The following is an 18,563-nucleotide window of genomic DNA, read 5'->3' on the forward strand; positions in this document are numbered from 1 at the left end:
TATTATTAATATGTTATAATGTTTCCTACTGCTTTATTTTGCTTTCGGCTTCTCTTACAGAAGGGAGTGACTTATTTTACGAACGCTTATTTCTTAAATTTGTCTCCCCACAACTGTATCATTCGCTCGGCATGTTTCTGTTCTGCCGGATTGTTTTGCGGTTGCCATATCCGTTTGTCTTTCAGCTCGTCCGGAAGAAATTGCTGTTTGACAAAGTTACCTTCATAGCTGTGCGCATATTTATATTCCTGTCCGTATCCCAACTGTTTCATCAGTTTGGTCGGAGCATTGCGCAGATGCAAGGGCACAGGCAGATTACCGGTTGAACGGACTAGCTCCAGTGCATCGTTAATCGCACTGTATGCCGAATTACTTTTTGGACTGGTAGCCAGATAAATCGTTGTTTCAGCCAAAGGAATCCGTCCTTCGGGCCAACCGATTTTCATCAATGTATCAAAGCACGCATTAGCGAGAAGCAATGCATTCGGGTTTGCCAGACCAATATCCTCGGCAGCCGAGATCACCAGTCGGCGGGCAATGAAAGCCGGATCTTCGCCTCCTTCCACCATACGGGCAAGCCAGTAGATCGCTCCGTCAGGATCGCTGCCGCGGATAGACTTGATGAAAGCCGAGATAATGTCATAATGCATCTCTCCATCCTTGTCATAAGCCAGTGGATTCTGTTGCAAGCGTTCGGTCACCATTTCATCGGTGATGACAACTGTTTCCTCCGTCTCCGATTGCACAACAAGTTCCAATATATTAAGCAGCTTGCGGGCATCTCCACCGGAGAAGCGCAACATAGCTGTTGTTTCTTTCAATTCAATTTTTCGTTCCTTCAGTATGGCATCTGTGGTGATGGCACGTTGCAGAAGTTCCAGCAAATCTTCTTTTTCCAAAGATTTGAGTACATAAAGCTGGCAACGGGATAGGAGAGGGCGGATGACCTCAAACGACGGATTCTCCGTTGTTGCGCCAATCAGCGTGACTGTTCCGTTCTCTACCGCTCCCAACAGAGAGTCCTGCTGCGACTTGCTGAACCGATGGATTTCATCGATAAACAGAATCGGACTGGACTGCGAAAAGAAACGATTGCTCTTGGCACGGTCTATCACTTCGCGTACATCCTTCACACCGGAAGTCACAGCACTCAAAGTATAGAAAGGCGTTTCCAGTTTGTTGGCAATGATCTGTGCAAGAGTTGTTTTACCTACTCCGGGAGGTCCCCAGAGAATAAAAGAAGAGATGCGTCCTGCGTCAATCATCTTCCGCAAGATGGCTCCCGGTCCAACTAAATGTTTCTGACCGATATATTCATCCAAAGTTTTTGGCCGTAACCGTTCTGCTAAAGGTTGCATAATTTTTTAGAATACCATTAATACCATGAAACGAATACCGTTTTTGTTGATACCCGGATTATCACGATAAGTGAAACGATGTACATATTCAACATGCAGCAACTTGAAAATGTTGTAGATACCTACACTTCCTTCAATATAAGGCACTTTCGGGTCCATCACGAAACTGGTGAACTTACCGTCGCGTGTCGGGAAACGGAACAAATCGGGATTGTTGCTCTTAAACGGATTATTCTTATCCGTCAATGTTCCCCACAAAGCACGTACGCGGAACATTTCCCTCCATTTCAAATTCTTGATGAGAGGAATACGGTTGAATAGTTTTCCATTCATATCATAAGATAATGACATGGAAGCGTAACGGTCGTTCAGGAATTCCATGTTATTAATCAAGTTGAACGTTTCGCGCTGGGTGATGTAGGACAAGTTAGCTTCCGGCAAGATCAACAACGGGAAAGGAACCGTGTTCCATTCAGCACCTGCTTTTAAGCTACAATCAATCTTTCCCCAGGAAGCGGGGAGCCAGAAACGTTTCCATACACTTGCTTCCGTACGGTTAAAACTGTAATCTCCACCTAGTACTCCTTTGAAACCCATAGCATGAGTCAGGGTAAAGATAGGAGCATCCAGCGATACAGGTACGCGGCGTTGTTTGGAGTTGACAAATGATTCGCCCGGAGCATAACGTAGTGTCAGACTTGCTTCCGAAGTCGTGACATCATGCACACGGGTTTGCGCGGCATCATTGCGCAGATATTCCAGTTTGCCGGTAGGCTCGTCGTTACGATGGCGCAGCATGGCTTTCACTCCGAATCCTGTCAGCGTTTCAAGTTCATAATTAATGGTGGCATCGCGCATATACGACATCTGGTCTACTGTCGTTGTTTTTACCGACAGGAAGATATTGTCTTTATCTGTGAACAGGAATTTATCCATCGGAGACATTACGTCATAACTGTACGAAGCCGAAAGATAATGTTTCGGGAATTCCCAGACAACATAATCGCGTTTATTGAATGAATAAGTCACCGTACCGCTATATTTCCAGCGTTCGTCTTTTAGACCGTAAGCTCCGTATCCGTTCAAGAACCAGTGTTTATGGAAATGAGCTGTTGTCATGCCGCTTAACCGGAAACGGGTACCATCAATGTAGTTGCTCGAAATCATGGTGTTGATAGGACCGATATCCACTTTGCTCGGATGGCCTTTGCTTCCTGTTTCCACAAAGTTTTCGATCAGCGCTTTCGCTCCGAAGATGATGTATTTGAATCCCGGTATCTGTTCGAGGCGGTTAACGAATACATCCATCGAACTTTCTTTCTTCGTCAGCGGTACTTGACGAACACTTGCCCAATACTCATCGCTTTTCGAAAGCATATCCGCTTCTTTTATCACGCTGCCTTTCAATCGGAACAGTCGTTGTTCGATAGGATCGAATTTATAATTACTATATTTCGTAGTTCGTTCCACCTGCAATCCGCCTGCTGTTTTGTTGGAATTCCAGGACAGGTCTACGGTCATGTTATCATCCGCCAATACCCAGTTTCCGTTAGGGAGTTGCTCGTATTGTTGCACGATGTCCATACGGTTGACGAAGTTTACTCCGGTCTTTTTAGGCAGGTTCATCGTACATTTCTGAACGGCATAAGTAGAGTCGTTCAATACATACAGATGTCCGGTGAATCCGAAGTCCTGCGAGTTTTGCGGAACAAACGTGAGGTGAACACATTCGCGCTTGTTTACCATCAATGTGTCCATCAGATAATATTTATAAAATGAGATGGCATTGTTACCGATCGGACTGACGAAACGCTGCTGGAGCAATCGGATATCGTCGTCGTAGATATTGATGTCGGCAAATACGTCTTTCAATACAGTGCCGAGCATATCTCCCGTAGAGAAAAATTCTTCTATACCATTGGAATTCTTTCCTTTGATAATCGTTTTCTTGTTTTCGGGATTTTTGCGGTAGATGGTTTGCGAGGACGTTTCCTGTACGGAAATAGGGAGAATCAACTTATTGGTTGTTTCCGACACTTCCACCTGATCTCTTAAGAATGAATATTTCTTGTAGATACCTTTTTCGAGCTTTTCCGGTGTGAGGTCGTTGATGGACATTTTCATCTTCTCGTACTTGTCGTACTGATAGTACTCGTTCACTTCGAGGACTTGTGCCTTTTTGTGTTCGATTACCTTCTTCATGAACTCCACTGCCGGATTGTTCTTGCGGGAATATTTCTCCTTTTGAGGCTTCACGATCACTTCGTTCAGGAGCACATTGTCCGGAGCTAACTTAACGTTCACTGTCTGATTGTTGGAACCGACTCGAACCGTTTTACTGATATAACCTACAGCGGAGAACACCAGTGTTCCTCCGTTTCTGCGGGCTTCAAGACTGTATTCTCCGTCAATATTGGTGATAGTACCCATATCTCTCTTTTCCTGGTAGTAGACAGAGATATACATCAATGGCTCGTGGGTAACCGAATCAGTGACTACCCCTTTAATTTGCTGCGCAAAAGCATTGGAAGCTACCAATACGAGTAAGAACAGTATAAGTATTTTGTTATATCGTTGTATCATAACGTTTGTAGTAGGGCTGCAAAGTTAACAAATAACTCTAAGGATAACAGAATATATAACTTTTTTTACCCATCGTTTTTGGTTGTTTACAAGCATATATCGCCCGGTAATCCAAGGAATATTCCTTTGTTAATCCTTTTGATAAGGCTGTTTCAGCACTTTGTTCTCCCGGTCCCGATATTTGAAACCTTTGCTCTCGTTGTAGGGCACTTTTTGTTTCGACACTTGACACTTTTTGTTTCCCGGCATGAAACTGTTGGTTTCTCGGTGTGAAACACTTTGTTTCTCGGTGTGAAACACTTTGTTTCCCGGTGTGAAACTATTAGTTTCAAGGCGTGAAACTAACAGTCCCATGCCGGGAAACGGAATGGAACATGCCGGGTAAATGTTATTTGCTCGTAAGTATCTGTACAATACGCTCTGCGGTACGTCCGTCCCAACGTTCGGGAAGTTCGCCACGTTTCCATTCACCGTGCATCAGTGTATCCATTGTTTTGGCAAGCAGAGCAGGATCTTCTCCGACAAGTTCGTTGGTTCCCATGCGCCACGTTTCCGGATGTTCGGCATACGTGTTGAGCGTGATACAAGGAATACCCAGGAAGGTCGCTTCTTCGGCTACGTTTCCTGAATCTGTTATGATTCCTTTTGCCTTGTTTATCAGATAACCGAAGAACAGGTAATTCTGCGGAGGCATTATGTGGAGGTTCGGAGCTTCGATGCCTAATTCTTTGATGGCATTTCGTACGTATGTGTGCAGCGGTGCTACGATAGGCATACCGGCAGATTTTTCAATGATTGTTTTCAGCAACTGACGCAGATTCTCTTTGTTGTTTAGCAATACGCGACGGTTGAGGGTGAGCAAGAGATAATTTCCCTCTTGCAGCCCCAATACGGAAAACCATATAGGTTTGAGCAAACGGTTCCGGTTGTAGCGGATGGCATCAATCAGAATGTTGCCTACATAATATACGTTTTCGCTTTCTGTTCCCGTCTGGTTCAGGTTACGGTTGGCAACCATGCCGGCTGTGAACAGATAGTCGGATAGTCCGTCTGTAATCATGCGGTTGACTTCTTTTGGCATTTTCATATCGAAAGAACGGGTTCCGGCTACGAGATGTGCTACCTTGATACCTTGTTTCTTGGCAACGATGGCACAACTCATGGTTGCGGTCAAGTCGTCTACCACAAGGACTACGTGTGCCGGATTCTCCGTCAGCTCCTGTTCGAAGGCTACCATGATTCCGGCTGTCAAACTCGTTGGATTACTACTTTCCACTCCCAGATAAACATCAGGAGCTTTCATGTCGAGGTCCGAAAAGAGAGAAGCATCCAGACTTGTATCGTCTTTCCTTCCTGTATATACCAGTCGGTAAGAGATACTTTTACCCAGCGCCCGTGCGGCTTCAATAGCGCGTGTAATGGGAGCTATCTTCATAAAATTGGGGCGTGCCCCCGCAACAATTGTTATTTTCATATTGTTTCTATCTTATTCGGTTTAATTCGTGAAGCAAAAGTACATTTTCTTACGGAATTTATTCGTTACTTTGCATACAAAATAACAAATATATGCCCACATTCGTTCAAATTCTTGATTTTATAGGCACATTTGCCTTTGCTATAAGTGGCATCCGGCTGGCTTCGGCGAAACGTTTCGACTGGTTTGGTGCTTATGTGGTAGGACTTGCTACTGCTATCGGTGGCGGTACTATTCGTGATGTCCTGCTCGACGTGACACCGGGGTGGATGACCGACCCTATATATCTGATTTGTACGGGACTGGCTTTGCTGTGGGTAATCTGTTTCGGACGTTGGCTCATCCGGCTCAATAATACTTTCTTTATTTTCGATACCATTGGCTTGGCATTGTTTACCGTGGTAGGTGTAGGCAAGAGCATTGCTTTAGGTTATCCTTTCTGGGTGGCTATTATCATGGGTAGCATTACAGGAGCAGCCGGTGGAGTGATTCGTGACGTATTTATCAATGAAATACCTCTTATCTTCCGAAAAGAAATTTATGCAATGGCCTGCGTTGTAGGCGGTATTGCATACTGGCTGTGCGACGTTGCAGGTCTGGAATCATACGCCTGTCAGTTGATTGGCGGACTGGCGGTATTCCTGACCCGCATCTTAGCTGTCAAATATCACATTTGCCTACCTATATTAAAAGGTAGTGAAGAGCCGGAAGAATAAGGACGGCATTATTTTTCCTCCTTTATATCCAGTTCTCCTTGAAAACTAATGGACTGACGGTTTTGCATATTGACATCGATACTTGCCGAACCATTGGGAAATACTTTGGCTCTGAATTCATATCTGTCTTCAGGATTACGTGCGACGAACTTGATAACGGCATTCCCTTTTTTATCCATTTCCACATTATATTCTTTGAGGATGGTTTTGAAGTTAAGTCCGTCACCTCCGCCATACGGAATGCTATAAGCCCGTCCATAATAAGGCAAGTAAGAAATAACCGAATCATTTCTGATTGTCAGTGAGTAGGAAGATGTCAAAGGGATGGAGCGTCCGCGCATCGGCATGGCAGTGTTGACATCTATCTTGTAATTTTCAGATTCAATTAGTTTCATTACTGCTTCTTTCTTCTGTTCCTTCTTTTCCTTTTTACTTTGTTGAGCCGAAAGGGTAGGGATGCCCACTAGCAAGGCTAGTAACAGCATAAAGATTTGCTTCTTCGTTCTCATATCAGTTTGCATTTAGGTTGATGTATATATGTATAACAATCAAATATACTAAAAAGACAGGGATACTTCTGTTTCTTTTAATGAAAATTAAACAGAACCCCCTGTTATTTATGAGTTTAGCCCGATTTAGAACTGTTCCAGTATTTCGATTCGTTTTTCGATGGGAGGATGAGTGGCAAACAATCCGCTAAGTCCGCTGAATATACTTTTAGATGCCTTTTGGGGGTTCTGAATAAATAATTGTGCCACGTCTTTCCTTTCTACTGCTTCGATAGCGGGATCTGCTGATATTTTGCGGAGAGCGTTGGCCAGTGCCAACGGATTCTTCGTCATTTCTGCCGAACCTGCATCTGCCATATATTCGCGTTTGCGTGAGATGGCAAAACGCATCAGGCTTGCAAAAAGATAACCGATGGCGGCTATCACTAAAGCAATAAGAATAAAAAGAACCACACCGCCGCTACCTTTACTATTACTACGCACGCGTATGTGTGTAATGGCATAAAACGTGATTTCTGTCAGCATGGAGAAGATACCGACAAAGACAATGGAAATAATCAGCAGGCGTACATCGCGGTTGCGGATGTGACTTAGCTCGTGCGCGATGACTGCTTCCAGTTCCTCATCATTTAGTTTCCGGATGATGCCCTCCGAGAGAGTAACGGTGTATGTGCGTTCGTTGATACCGCTGGCAAATGCATTCAGGGAACTGTCATAGATGATATTGATTTTCGGCATTTTCATGCCTTGAGACATACAGAGGTTTTCCACTAGATTATAAACTCGTTTATTCTCCTGACGGTTCAGCGGCTTGGAGCCGGTGGCGGAATTGATAATGCTTGTGTTAGCCCAATAGGCAATCAGAAACCAGATTAATACAATCCCCATGGTATATGGTAACGAAGAGAAGAAGAAATGATTGACTATTGGCATCATTTCGACTTCCATATCCTCTTTATATCCCATAAAAGTCAGCAGGTAGCAGGCCAAATAGAGGAGTGCTGCCACGAGACAGGGAAACAGGAATAGTAGAAACGCAGAGCGCAGATTATTCCGGCTCTGCTGTGTTTGGATTCCGACGTATTGCATGCGTGTTCGACTTTTGTAATTGGATGGACGGTGTATATAAAGGTTTTAGAAACTAATTTTGGGTGCCTGCTCCAAATTCGCACGTTCGTTTTTCCCCAAGTCGAACATTATCTCTCTTTGGAATCCGGTCATTCCTGCTACGATATTCGACGGGAATGTCTGCACGGCGTTATTGTATTCTTTAGTGGCCGAGTTGAAGTAGCGGCGAACAGCAGCCAGTTTATTCTCTACGTCAGAAATTTCTTCCTGTAATTGCAGGAAATTCTGATTAGCTTTCAGATCGGGATAAGCCTCGAGAGTAATCTTCAATCCAGCAAGAGCAGAGCTTAACTGGTTTTCGGCAGCTATCTTATCATCAATCGTTTTTGCGCCAACTGCACCGTTACGTGCCTGAATCACTCGATCGAGCGTTTCCTTTTCATGTGCGGCATATCCTTTCACGGTGTCTACCAGTTGGGGAATGAGATCATGGCGTTGTTTCAACTGTACATCGATGTCGGCGAACGCATTTTCACGATTGTTTCTCAATTTCACTAATGAGTTGTACATGGAAGCAAAGATGATGCCCAGTAATACAATAATCCCTACAATAATAAGTATGGTCATAGCTTTTTGTTTTATTTAATAATATAAAATCAAAAGTAATCTATTTGGTTCTTTTAACCAAGCAGTAGGGGATAAATTTCGCAAATACCACCTAAAAACTATCAGAAAGCACCTAAAATCTGTCATTTGATAGAATTAACCCCCAAGAAATGACAAATTTTCCCCTGCTGGATACACAAAATACCTTTAAACTTGCAAATGTCGAGAAAAAACGAATATTAACCATAAAACCATTAAAGTATGAAAAGTTTAAGTTTCAGAAAAGATTTAATTGGAGTACAGGAAGAGTTGCTTCGTTTTGCTTATAAATTAACGGCCAACCGTGAAGAAGCAAATGATTTATTGCAGGAAACATCTTTAAAAGCATTAGACAATGAAGAGAAATATGTTCCGGACACAAATTTCAAAGGATGGATGTACACAATCATGCGTAACATCTTTATTAATAACTACCGTAAAATAGTACGCGATCAGACCTTTGTCGATACCACCGATAATTATTATCACTTAAATCTGCCACAAGATTCAGGATTTGAAAGTACCGAAGGTGCTTACGACTTGAAAGAGATGCATCGCATCGTCAACGCACTCCCCCGGGAGTATAAGATTCCTTTCTCCATGCACGTATCAGGTTTCAAATACCGTGAGATTGCAGAGAAATTAGGATTGCCATTAGGTACAGTGAAGAGCCGCATATTCTTCACACGTCAACGTTTACAACAAGAGTTGAAAGATTTTGTATAAATGAGGATAACGCATACAAACAAGCTTATAAGCAAAAGGAGCAAGGGGATAGATCCTCGTTGCTCCTTTCTTTTTATTTATGATTCAATTATCACTTGCCTTTCTTGTTTTTGCTTTTTTTCTTTTCTACGGCTTTTTCTTCAGATGGAAATTTAGGAACCAGATTCATCAGCCGTAATATCTGATTTTGTCGTTTTAATATGTATGACGAAGGTTTCGCCGAGTTAAACCGTATCGGATTGGGCAGAGTAGCGGCGATAAGTGCGCATTGTCCCCGGGTCAACTGGGCAGCTGTTGTTCCGAATTTGACCTTTGCGGTAGCTTGCGCGCCGTAGATGCCATTTCCCATTTCTATAGAGTTGAGATAGACTTCCATGATTCGTTCTTTCGACCAGAACAGTTCGATGAGAAACGTAAAGTAGACTTCGAGTCCCTTGCGTACCCACGAAGATTGCGGCCATAAGAACACATTCTTGGCTGTCTGCTGACTAATGGTACTTGCTCCGCGTTTCCGTTTGCGTGTTTCGTTCTCTTTCATCGCTTTCTTGATTTCTACAAGATCGAATCCGTTGTGTTCGGCAAAACGGTTGTCTTCGGAGGCTATGACCGCCATCGGCAGGTTGGGAGATATCTTATCAAAAGAAACCCACGTGTGCTTCCACGTGGGTTTATCTCCTGAAAAAATCTGCTGAACACTTCGGATAACCATCAACGGAGTGACATAAACCGGCATAAACCGATACACAATCACTGCCAACAGAGTGGATGCAAAGAAGAAAATCAGCAGGTTGCGCGTATAGCGCAGAATTTTTTTAATTAGCAGCTGCTTGTGCATCTTTAATCATTTGTTCACTTGCGTACATGTATACTTCTACACGACGGTTTTGTTCGCGACCGGCAGCAGTATCATTGCTTGCAACGGGATCGCTTTCACCCATTCCCTGTACACCTTTGATCTGATTGGTGGAAACACCACAACTCAACAAATAACTAGACACGCTCTGTGCACGTTCTTGTGACAAGTTCAGATTTTTCTGCTGGCTTTGTGCGGCAGTGCTGTTTTTCCAGCCCTGGTTGTCAGTGTATCCGTAGATAGACACGTCCATATCCCGGTTCTGATTGAGCACATTGTTGGCAAACTTGCTTAAAGCAGATTTAGCAGCAGCACTTAGATTTGCATTACCGGTAGTGAAAAGAATACCCGAGTCGAATGTTACTTTCACGGCTTGCAATCCGTTGTTGTCTGTTATCTGTTCTACTTGTGCGCCTTCAATTTGTTTTGCTTCTGCTGCTGCTTTGTCCATCTTCTTACCGATAAGAGCACCCGTACCTGCACCTACTGCCGTACCGATAGCAGCACCAATAGCGGCACCTTTACCTTTACCGATAACACCTCCCAGGATTGCACCCAGTGCAGCACCCGAACCACCACCGATAGCAGCACCTTTACCAGTGTTGTTCATACTTCCACAGCTACCAAATATCATGGCAATACTCATGAAGAGAACCATAAATTTCATCTTGTTCATAATGTTGATGTTTTTTTTAAATTGGTTTATAAATAATGTTTTTATACGAATCGCTTCGTATTATAAATAACAATGCAAAGATACATATTATTTGGCAAGCATGTACTTTTTAAGTTAAAATAACTCGGATGAATCCCTTTGTTTGTTAATAAAGGAAAACGAACATTATCCTTTTATCGTTGAAGGAATACTTAAGCACTTCTTTTTGATAATAATGAACCAACTCAAAAGAATTAAACCTTTGGCAACGGTGGTGACGCAGACTGCCCACCAGATTCCTTCCACTCCCATACCCATCCGTACAAACAGGATAGCAAGCGGAATACGCATATAGTTGCAACTGATGCTGGTAATGGCAGGGGGTATTGTGCGGCCGATGCCGTAGAAAACTCCCTGCATGGTGATTTCGAGCATCATAAAGAGCTGGGAATATCCGTCGATACGAAGGAATACACCTCCGGCTTCATAAGCAGCCTGTTCGGGCACGAATATGGCGAAAACTTCGTTTCCGAAGAAAACGAATAACAAAGTACAGAGTGTACCGAAGATTCCCGTCATCCATAGGGTAGTGTACCAGGATTTAAGTACCCGTTCGATTCGTCCGGCAGCATAGTTTTGGGCGATGAAGGCACTTAGTGCGGTGGAGAATCCCTGTGAGGTGTTCCAAGTAATTGCTTCGATTTGTCCCCCGGTGGTGAACGTCATTAAGCCGATGTGCCCTCCCTGTTCGGAAGCGGTGCGGCAGAGGAACATGTTGACGAAGGCAAACAATGTATTTAAAGTCGCTACGGGTAATCCAAGTTTAAGGATTCTCCGCGTGTACTTTTTCTTTAGCCGGGTGAAGAAAGGGAAACCGCCCAGCAGCGCATCCCTGCAACGCAACTGATAGACGAAAATCAGGAAAACACTTGCTTCTGCAATCCAGGTGGCGTACGCCGCACCGTTTGTTCCCAGTCCGAAACCGAATATAAAGAGTGGGTCCAGAACGATATTCAATATCAACCCTGTGCCACTGATAAAGAACGGGACTTTGCTGCGTCCTGCTGCATTATAAATTCCGGTGAAGGCAGCGGAAAGGAAAACGAAAGGTAATCCGGTAGAAACAATCCGCAGATATTGAATGGCATTGGCTGTGATATGTTCCTCAAGTTCATAAATACGTATGATAGGTTCTGCAAATATAAAAAGGAGTCCGCCCCAGCAAATGGAAATAATCAAAGCAATCGTAATATTATGAGACGCGAAGCTGCGGGCATCTTCCTGGCTTTGCGCACCGATGGATTGTCCGACACTCACTTCAGATCCTACCTTATTTAATAAGGAGATAGAACCGGACATCCACGTCAGGATTCCGACAGAACCGATAGCGGCTACGGCTTCACTTCCCAACCGTCCTACCCATGCCATGTCTGTGAGACTATATGCCATTTGAATAAACGACGTTGCCATGATCGGCATTGCCAGATTAAACAGTTGACGATTGATAGGACCTTGTGTCAGATTCTTTATTCCTTGCATATAATTTTTCTAATCGAAATGGGGTGCAAAGATACGTAAAATTACTATCTTCGCACATCTAATTATTCATTAATCAAAGTACATAGATACTATGAAACAGAAATTTTCTACTATTTTTCTCCTGTTGCTTCTTTTGCTAGCAGGTTCACGGGTGGTAGCACAGAATGCTCCGAAGCCTTTTGATATCGAACAACCTTCACTTCGCGTATTCCTTCCTGCGCCGGAATTGGCAACGGGGCGTGCTGTGGTTGCTTGTCCGGGTGGCGGATATTCGCATTTGGCTTTCGAACATGAAGGTTGCGACTGGGCACCCTATTTCAATAAACAAGGTATTGCATTGATTGTGCTGAAATACCGTATGCCGAAGGGGGATCGTACATTGCCCATTTCAGATGCTGAAGCGGCAATGAAAGTTGTGCGTGACAGTGCTGATGTTTGGAATCTGAACCCGAATGATATAGGCATCATGGGCTCATCTGCCGGTGGACATCTGGCATCTACCATTGCCACTCACGCCAAACCCGAACTTCGTCCGAATTTCCAGATTCTTTTCTATCCTGTGATTACGATGGATAAATCATATACCCACATGGGGTCTCACGACAATCTTTTGGGAAAAAATGCTTCTGCTGAATTGGAAACGGAATATTCCAATGAAAAGCAAGTAACGAAAGATACGCCACGTGCTTTCATTGTATATAGCGACGACGATAAGACCGTTCCGCCCGCTAACGGGGTTAATTATTATTTGGCTCTGAACAAGAATAATGTGCCTTCGGTACTTCATATTTATCCTTCCGGTGGACATGGATGGGGAATTCGCGAGGGTTTCCTCTACAAGAGTGAAATGCTGAATGAGCTGACATCCTGGCTTCGTAGTTTTAAAGTGCCTCACAAAGATGCCATCCGTGTAGCTTGTATCGGCAATAGTATAACGTATGGAGCACGTATCAAGAATCGCGATCGTGATAGCTATCCTGCTGTGTTAAGTCGTATGCTGGGAGAGGCTTATTGGGTAAAGAATTTTGGAGTAAGTGCCCGCACTCTGTTGAATAAGGGCGATAATCCTTATATGAATGAAAAGGCTTATCAGGATGCGTTAGCTTTCAATCCCGATATCGTTGTCATCAAACTGGGTACGAATGACAGTAAATCGTTCAACTGGAAGTATAAAGCCGACTTCACGAAAGATCTTCAAACAATGGTTGATGCTTTCAAAGCATTGCCTTCCCAACCGAAAATTTATCTTTGTTATCCTTCCAAAGCCTATCAGACCGGAGATAATATCAATGACGATATAATCTCTAAAGAAATTATTCCGATGATAAAGAAAGTTGCTAAGAAAAACAACCTGTCCGTCATCGATCTTCATACGGCAATGGACGGAATGCCCGAACTATTCCCGGATAAGATTCATCCGAATGAAGCAGGTGCCAAAGTGATGGCAAAAGCTGTTTATCAGTCCCTGAAAAAGTAAAATGGAAACACAATAAATGCAGAATTTCCGGTTGGAACAATCTCTTTATGAGAAAGTTTCAACCGGAATTTTTTTAGTTTAACGACGAATAAACTTCTTATAATATGCTAAAAATATAACTTTCTGAAAGTCTGGTTTATGGGTAATCCGTATTTTTGCGCCCGAAAAATAATAAAATGATAAATAGCGTTATGAATAGACTACAAGATTTTACCTTTTTCTCGCAGTTGATGGCTAACGCTAATATGGGATGGTGGAAAGCCAATTTATCAACTGCGAATTATGAATGTTCTGACTTTATAGTAGAGTTATTAGGTCTGGATCAGACCGGAATTATTAGTTTTGAAGATTTCAATAAACGTATTCAGAAAGAGGAACAACTTTCTACAACTGTTCATTCCTATGGTGTGTATCAACGGTCGGAGGTGGTGTATTTGCTTGATACGGTGAAAGGACCTGTTTGGGTACGTAGCAAGGTATGTTTTCAAGAAACGGATGAAAACGGAAACGAAATCATTTATGGTATATCCGAAGTGCAAGATGGTCCTGATATGGCATCTGCTTATCAAGCTTTGCAATACAGTGAGCGTCTCTTATCTAACATTTTCAAGTATTTGCCTATTGGTATCGAATTATACGATATGAATGGGGTATTGGTGGATTTGAACGATAAGGAATTGGAGATGTTTCATATAGAGAAGAAGGAAGATGTATTGGGTATCAATATTTTTGAGAACCCTATTTTTCCGAAAGAAATGAAAGAACGGCTGAAGAAAAATGAAGATGCCGACTTTACTTTCCGTTATGACTTCTCGAAGGTTGGTTCGTATTATCAGAATACCCAGAAACAGGGCACAATTGATTTAGTGACTAAAGTGACTACATTATATGATAGCGAACACCAACCGATAAACTATCTGTTGATTAATGCGGATAAGACAGAAACAACGGTAGCCTATAATAAGATTCAGGAGTTTGAGGAGTTTTTTGAACTGGTCGGTGATTATGCCAAGGTCGGTTATGCCCACTTCAATGTTTTGAGTGGACACGGCTATGCCCAAAAAAGCTGGTACAGAAATGTGGGTGAAGCGGATGAAACTCCGTTGTCCGACATCTTTGGCACATACCGGCATTTCCACCCCGATGACCGTGCCTTGTTGATTCGTTTTCTGGACGACGCACGAAATGGACTTACTACCAAACTTAGCAAAGAGATGCGTGTCCTTAGGGAGGATGGCACATACACATGGACGCATGTCAATCTGTTAGTAAAGAAATATGCCCCGCAAGACCGGATTATCGAGATTATCAGCATCAATTATGATATCACAGAACTGAAAAGGACAGAAGAAATGCTTGTCAAGGCACGTGATAAAGCTGAAGCATCCGATCGGTTAAAGTCTGCTTTCCTGGCTAATATGAGTCACGAAATCCGTACTCCTTTAAATGCTATTGTCGGCTTTTCAAGTCTGTTGACTAGTACGGAAAATGCAGCGGAAAAGGAACTTTATAATTCTCTGATTGGACATAACAACAAACTTTTATTAAATCTGATTAATGATGTAATTGATCTTTCTAAAATAGAATCCGGTTATCTGGAATTGCGTCCGGACTGGGTTAACCTTACCGAGCTTTTTGACGAGAGTGTAGCGGAGTATGCTCATCAAGTACCATCCGGCGTTGAACTTCTGACTAACTATCCGGCACATGATTCTCTGGTAGAACTGGATAGACTGCGTATCAAACAGATCTTGAGTAATTTCCTTTCGAATGCCTTAAAGAACACTACCACCGGACATGTGGAAGTCTTCTATGAGGTAGACCACCAATCTGTCAGAATCGGTGTTAAAGATACCGGTCGGGGCATCCCGCAGAATATGCTTGAAAAGATATTCGAAAGGTTTGAAAAATTGGATTCCTTTGCTCAAGGGGCCGGTCTGGGCTTACCTATCTGCAAACTGATCGTCGAGAAGATGAACGGGCGGATATTAGTCGATTCCCAACTGGGGATAGGTACTACTTTTATAATCGAATTACCGTGTCGCTCTATGCTTGTTGAATAAGTATATGTGAAGAACATTAAAAGAAAAATCCCTTGATAACGACTGATTATCAAGGGATTAATTTTATGTTTTGTGATCCGCCTGGGGTTTTCACCGTAGCGGTCTATATCTTTGATTTATAAGCTCTTGTAAACCTTGAAAAATTGTACCGTAACGAATTAGTAACGATTTATAGGAACGCTTGTTGTCAGTGAGAGGCATTCGTTTGTCAGCCGTTCTCTGATGCCGCAAAGATAGAGCATTACTTTTTATTTTCCAAACATTTGATTATTAAATCTTTAAAAAAAGATCCCCAGTGCAAGGGGCGAACCTATATATATGGATAGGTTTGCCCCTTGCACCGGGCGGATGCTGCATCAGTCCTACAGCCTTGCCGTCCGCCTCGATACCGCCGTTTATGTGAAGCGGTTCCCCCTCCTTTTTCGCTGAACCGAAAAAATCATGGTGTAGTACACGTATAGTATCCCATGCGCTGCCTTTTATTGTTATTCTTTTGCAGCAAACATTAAAAATTAAGTTTGTTATGGAAGTTATTACATTTGAAAGTGAAGCGTATAAAGCGCTTGTAGGGAAGATTGAAAAAATCGCCGGGTATGTAGCCGAAGCGCAGCTGCCTTCGGAAGAAAAAAAGGAGGCTTGGCTGGACAGCAACCAACTGGCGGAAGCGTTGGGAATCAGTACACGTACATTGCAACGCCTGAGGGATGAAAACCTGATCAGCTACTCCATGCTGCGTGGACGGTGTATGTACAAGCTGTCGGAGGTCGAACGCTGTCTGGAAGAGCGTACCATTCGGTGCAAGCCTCAAACATTGGAGGATTTTCGCAAGAACTACCTAACGAGAACCGGCAATGATAAGAAAGGATGATATACTGAAAATGACGGAAAAAGGCATTTCCGTATTCCGCTATTACCTGCCGGTGGACTTCAAGGTGGGAAAGAACTTCCTGAACCCTTTTTATAAGGATACGAAGGCTTCGTGCAATATTTATTACGAACGCAAGGCCGGTGTGTTTAAAATGAAGGATTTCGGGAACGAGGATTATTCGGGGGACTGCTTTGAGCTGGTGGGCAGGCTGAACGGCCTTAGCTGCAAGGAGCCTAAAGAGTTTGTCGAGATCATGGAAATGATAAACCGTGATCTGCATTTGGGGCTGTCCACACATGAGGAATATCATGTGAGCCATAGCAAAGTCCCCCAAAAGAGTGAAGTGGTATCGGAAGAACCGAAAGCGAAAAGCGTCCGGCCTTATACTGTCGTGCAAAAGCCCTTTACGGCTGCGGAACTTGCCTTTTGGAGCAAATCGGGAATCGGGGAAAATGTTCTGAAAGCGTACCGGACGGTATCGCTGAAGAAGTTCAGCAGCGAGAACCAGGAAAGGAAGCCTTTTTCCTGCATGACAAGCGTCGATGAACCGATGTTCGGATATATGGGGAAACAGCATATCAAGGTTTACCGTCCGTGTTCACAAATGCGGTTCCTGTATGCCGGTGATTTTGGCGACAACTACTGTTTCGGGCTGGAGCAGCTGCCGGCAAAGGGTGATCTGCTCTTTATCACAGGCGGGGAAAAGGATGTGATGAGTCTGGCGGCACACGGCTTCCATGCGATCTGTTTCAATTCGGAAACGGCTTTTATCCCTGCGGCTGTCATACACCGGCTTTCGTTCCGGTTCAAACATATCATCCTCCTCTATGATGTGGACAGTACCGGGCTGAAAAGCTCGGCGAAGCGTGAAGAGGAGCTGAAGGAATACGGGGTTAAACGATTGTTGCTCCCGCTTGCCGGTACAAAGACGGAAAAGGATGTATCGGACTACTTCATGCTGGGGAACAGCCGTGAGGATTTGATAAAACTTTTTCTGGACTATCTGGAAACCTTATACAGTGAAACCATGTCGGCTTTGAAATCCTGCGAGGTGGATTTCAACAACCCGCCTCCCATTGCACAGATGATCGTATCGGTAAATGACGTGCCTCTCGGAACTCAAGGCAACCTGCTTTGTATCACCGGCGGAGAAGGCACGGGAAAAAGTAACTATGTGGCGGCACTGATTGCCGGAGCTATCCGTCCCACCGGAACGGATGTGGATGCGCTGGGCGTTACGCTCCACGAAAACGGCAGGAACAAGGCGGTACTGTTCTATGACACGGAACAGAGCGAAGTACAGCTGTATAAGAATATCAGCAACCTGCTGCGGCGATGCGGACGTGAGGCGATGCCGAAATGGTTCAAGGCGTATTGTCTTACGGGAATGAGCCGGAAAGAACGCCTGCTTTCCATTATCCAGAGCTTGGACAAGTACCATTATCAATACGGCGGTGTTCATCTGGTGGTGATAGACGGGATTGCGGATTTGATAAAATGCGCCAACGATGAAGCGGAGAGCATAGCCGTCGTGGAAGAACTGTACCGGTTGGCCGGTATCTACAAGACGTGTATCGTTACGGTACTGCATTTTATCCCCAACGGGCTGAAGCTGAGGGGACACTTGGGAAGCGAGTTGCAGCGGAAGGCTGCGGCAATCCTTTCCATAGAGAAGGACAGCGATCCGGCCATATCGGTGGTGAAGGCTCTGAAAGTAAGGGATGGAAGTCCGCTGGATGTGCCTATCATGCAGTTTTCGTGGGATAAAGAAAAGGCCATGCACGTCTATCTGGGCGAAAAGCCGAAAGAGGAAAAGGACAAGCGCAAAGAGGACGAGCTTGTAGCGGTGGCCAAAGAGGTATTCAGCCGGAGGCGCTTTGTTACTTATGTGGAGCTTGCGGAAGAAATCCAGTCGATACTGGAAGTGAAGGAGCGTACGGCGAAAAGCTACATCAAGTTCATGCGTGAGAAAGAAATCATTCTGAAATCATCCGATAACCAGAGCCATTATGTTATCGGGAACTTTTAA

15 protein-coding genes are annotated in these 18,563 nt (G+C 43.9%); 6 read left to right on the top strand and 9 right to left on the bottom strand.

Annotation, left to right across the window (positions count from 1 at the left end):
- Positions 1–86 precede the first annotated feature (86 nt).
- The 3 genes from DWZ47_RS03555 to wecB all read right to left on the bottom strand — a co-directional run bounded on the left by DWZ47_RS03555 (position 87) and on the right by wecB (position 5,415).
- Positions 87–1,358: a replication-associated recombination protein A gene (locus tag DWZ47_RS03555; protein WP_004306362.1), complete on the bottom strand. Its 1,272-nt coding sequence runs from the start codon at positions 1,356–1,358 to the stop codon at positions 87–89.
- A gap of 6 nt (positions 1,359–1,364) precedes the next feature.
- The gene (locus DWZ47_RS03560; protein ID WP_117512325.1) at positions 1,365–3,941 is read right to left on the bottom strand and encodes a DUF5686 and carboxypeptidase-like regulatory domain-containing protein; all 2,577 of its coding nucleotides are present in this window, start codon (positions 3,939–3,941) and stop codon (positions 1,365–1,367) included.
- Between the two features lie 388 nt (positions 3,942–4,329).
- A complete protein-coding gene (gene wecB, locus DWZ47_RS03570; RefSeq protein ID WP_004318618.1) occupies positions 4,330–5,415 on the bottom strand; it encodes a non-hydrolyzing UDP-N-acetylglucosamine 2-epimerase in 1,086 nt (361 codons plus the stop codon).
- A gap of 92 nt (positions 5,416–5,507) precedes the next feature.
- Here wecB and DWZ47_RS03575 point away from each other — a divergent pair, with 92 nt between their 5' ends.
- The gene (locus DWZ47_RS03575; RefSeq protein ID WP_004300342.1) at positions 5,508–6,131 is read left to right on the top strand and encodes a trimeric intracellular cation channel family protein; all 624 of its coding nucleotides are present in this window, start codon (positions 5,508–5,510) and stop codon (positions 6,129–6,131) included.
- 8 nt (positions 6,132–6,139) lie between these two features.
- Here the strand turns inward: DWZ47_RS03575 and DWZ47_RS03580 are convergent, their stop codons facing one another.
- The 3 genes from DWZ47_RS03580 to DWZ47_RS03590 form a co-directional block, all read right to left on the bottom strand.
- Positions 6,140–6,640 (bottom strand): DUF4251 domain-containing protein, encoded by a 501-nt coding sequence (locus DWZ47_RS03580; RefSeq protein WP_032846475.1) that lies wholly within the window; start codon positions 6,638–6,640, stop codon positions 6,140–6,142.
- 126 nt (positions 6,641–6,766) lie between these two features.
- Positions 6,767–7,729 carry a M48 family metallopeptidase gene (locus DWZ47_RS03585; RefSeq protein WP_004318617.1) on the bottom strand — a complete coding sequence of 321 codons (963 nt, stop codon included), beginning with the start codon at positions 7,727–7,729 and terminating at the stop codon, positions 6,767–6,769.
- 45 nt (positions 7,730–7,774) lie between these two features.
- The gene (locus tag DWZ47_RS03590; RefSeq protein ID WP_004306356.1) at positions 7,775–8,335 is read right to left on the bottom strand and encodes a LemA family protein; all 561 of its coding nucleotides are present in this window, start codon (positions 8,333–8,335) and stop codon (positions 7,775–7,777) included.
- Between the two features lie 240 nt (positions 8,336–8,575).
- Between DWZ47_RS03590 and DWZ47_RS03595 the strand changes: the two genes are divergently transcribed.
- A complete protein-coding gene (locus tag DWZ47_RS03595) occupies positions 8,576–9,079 on the top strand; it encodes an RNA polymerase sigma factor (RefSeq protein WP_004300346.1) in 504 nt (167 codons plus the stop codon).
- A 91-nt stretch (positions 9,080–9,170) separates the two neighbouring features.
- Here DWZ47_RS03595 and mtgA read toward each other — a convergent pair whose 3' ends face one another.
- The 3 genes from mtgA to DWZ47_RS03610 all read right to left on the bottom strand — a co-directional run bounded on the left by mtgA (position 9,171) and on the right by DWZ47_RS03610 (position 12,126).
- Positions 9,171–9,914, bottom strand: a complete 744-nt coding sequence (mtgA, locus tag DWZ47_RS03600; protein ID WP_004306355.1) for a monofunctional biosynthetic peptidoglycan transglycosylase — start codon at positions 9,912–9,914, stop codon at positions 9,171–9,173.
- Entirely contained in the window at positions 9,892–10,608 is a 717-nt protein-coding gene (locus tag DWZ47_RS03605) for an OmpA family protein (protein ID WP_004300348.1), read from the bottom strand. The genes mtgA and DWZ47_RS03605 overlap by 23 nt, the downstream gene beginning before the upstream one ends.
- 165 nt (positions 10,609–10,773) lie before the next feature.
- Positions 10,774–12,126, bottom strand: a complete 1,353-nt coding sequence (locus tag DWZ47_RS03610) for an MATE family efflux transporter (protein ID WP_004306353.1) — start codon at positions 12,124–12,126, stop codon at positions 10,774–10,776.
- Positions 12,127–12,217: 91 nt separating this feature from the next.
- On the opposite strand from DWZ47_RS03610, the gene DWZ47_RS03615 reads away from it, so the two are divergent.
- The 4 genes from DWZ47_RS03615 (at position 12,218) to DWZ47_RS03635 (ending at position 18,563) form a co-directional block, all read left to right on the top strand.
- Positions 12,218–13,603, top strand: a complete 1,386-nt coding sequence (locus DWZ47_RS03615) for a GDSL-type esterase/lipase family protein (protein ID WP_117512326.1) — start codon at positions 12,218–12,220, stop codon at positions 13,601–13,603.
- Between the two features lie 191 nt (positions 13,604–13,794).
- Positions 13,795–15,666 (top strand): PAS domain-containing sensor histidine kinase, encoded by a 1,872-nt coding sequence (locus tag DWZ47_RS03620; RefSeq protein ID WP_117512327.1) that lies wholly within the window; start codon positions 13,795–13,797, stop codon positions 15,664–15,666.
- 523 nt (positions 15,667–16,189) lie between these two features.
- The gene (locus DWZ47_RS03630) at positions 16,190–16,534 is read left to right on the top strand and encodes a helix-turn-helix domain-containing protein (protein WP_005643643.1); all 345 of its coding nucleotides are present in this window, start codon (positions 16,190–16,192) and stop codon (positions 16,532–16,534) included.
- A complete protein-coding gene (locus DWZ47_RS03635; RefSeq protein ID WP_117512328.1) occupies positions 16,518–18,563 on the top strand; it encodes a bifunctional DNA primase/helicase in 2,046 nt (681 codons plus the stop codon). The genes DWZ47_RS03630 and DWZ47_RS03635 overlap by 17 nt, the downstream gene beginning before the upstream one ends.

It is taken from the genome of Bacteroides sp. AF32-8BH (genome assembly GCF_003435205.1).
Taxonomy (GTDB): domain Bacteria; phylum Bacteroidota; class Bacteroidia; order Bacteroidales; family Bacteroidaceae; genus Bacteroides; species Bacteroides ovatus.

Coding starts and splice junctions, on each gene's coding strand:
- DWZ47_RS03555 (WP_004306362.1), bottom strand. CDS start 1,358: ATGCAACCTTTAGCAGAACGGTTACGGCCAAAAACTTTGGATGAATAT.
- DWZ47_RS03560 (WP_117512325.1), bottom strand. CDS start 3,941: ATGATACAACGATATAACAAAATACTTATACTGTTCTTACTCGTATTG.
- wecB (WP_004318618.1), bottom strand. CDS start 5,415: ATGAAAATAACAATTGTTGCGGGGGCACGCCCCAATTTTATGAAGATA.
- DWZ47_RS03575 (WP_004300342.1), top strand. CDS start 5,508: ATGCCCACATTCGTTCAAATTCTTGATTTTATAGGCACATTTGCCTTT.
- DWZ47_RS03580 (WP_032846475.1), bottom strand. CDS start 6,640: ATGAGAACGAAGAAGCAAATCTTTATGCTGTTACTAGCCTTGCTAGTG.
- DWZ47_RS03585 (WP_004318617.1), bottom strand. CDS start 7,729: ATGCAATACGTCGGAATCCAAACACAGCAGAGCCGGAATAATCTGCGC.
- DWZ47_RS03590 (WP_004306356.1), bottom strand. CDS start 8,335: ATGACCATACTTATTATTGTAGGGATTATTGTATTACTGGGCATCATC.
- DWZ47_RS03595 (WP_004300346.1), top strand. CDS start 8,576: ATGAAAAGTTTAAGTTTCAGAAAAGATTTAATTGGAGTACAGGAAGAG.
- mtgA (WP_004306355.1), bottom strand. CDS start 9,914: ATGCACAAGCAGCTGCTAATTAAAAAAATTCTGCGCTATACGCGCAAC.
- DWZ47_RS03605 (WP_004300348.1), bottom strand. CDS start 10,608: ATGAACAAGATGAAATTTATGGTTCTCTTCATGAGTATTGCCATGATA.
- DWZ47_RS03610 (WP_004306353.1), bottom strand. CDS start 12,126: ATGCAAGGAATAAAGAATCTGACACAAGGTCCTATCAATCGTCAACTG.
- DWZ47_RS03615 (WP_117512326.1), top strand. CDS start 12,218: ATGAAACAGAAATTTTCTACTATTTTTCTCCTGTTGCTTCTTTTGCTA.
- DWZ47_RS03620 (WP_117512327.1), top strand. CDS start 13,795: ATGAATAGACTACAAGATTTTACCTTTTTCTCGCAGTTGATGGCTAAC.
- DWZ47_RS03630 (WP_005643643.1), top strand. CDS start 16,190: ATGGAAGTTATTACATTTGAAAGTGAAGCGTATAAAGCGCTTGTAGGG.
- DWZ47_RS03635 (WP_117512328.1), top strand. CDS start 16,518: ATGATAAGAAAGGATGATATACTGAAAATGACGGAAAAAGGCATTTCC.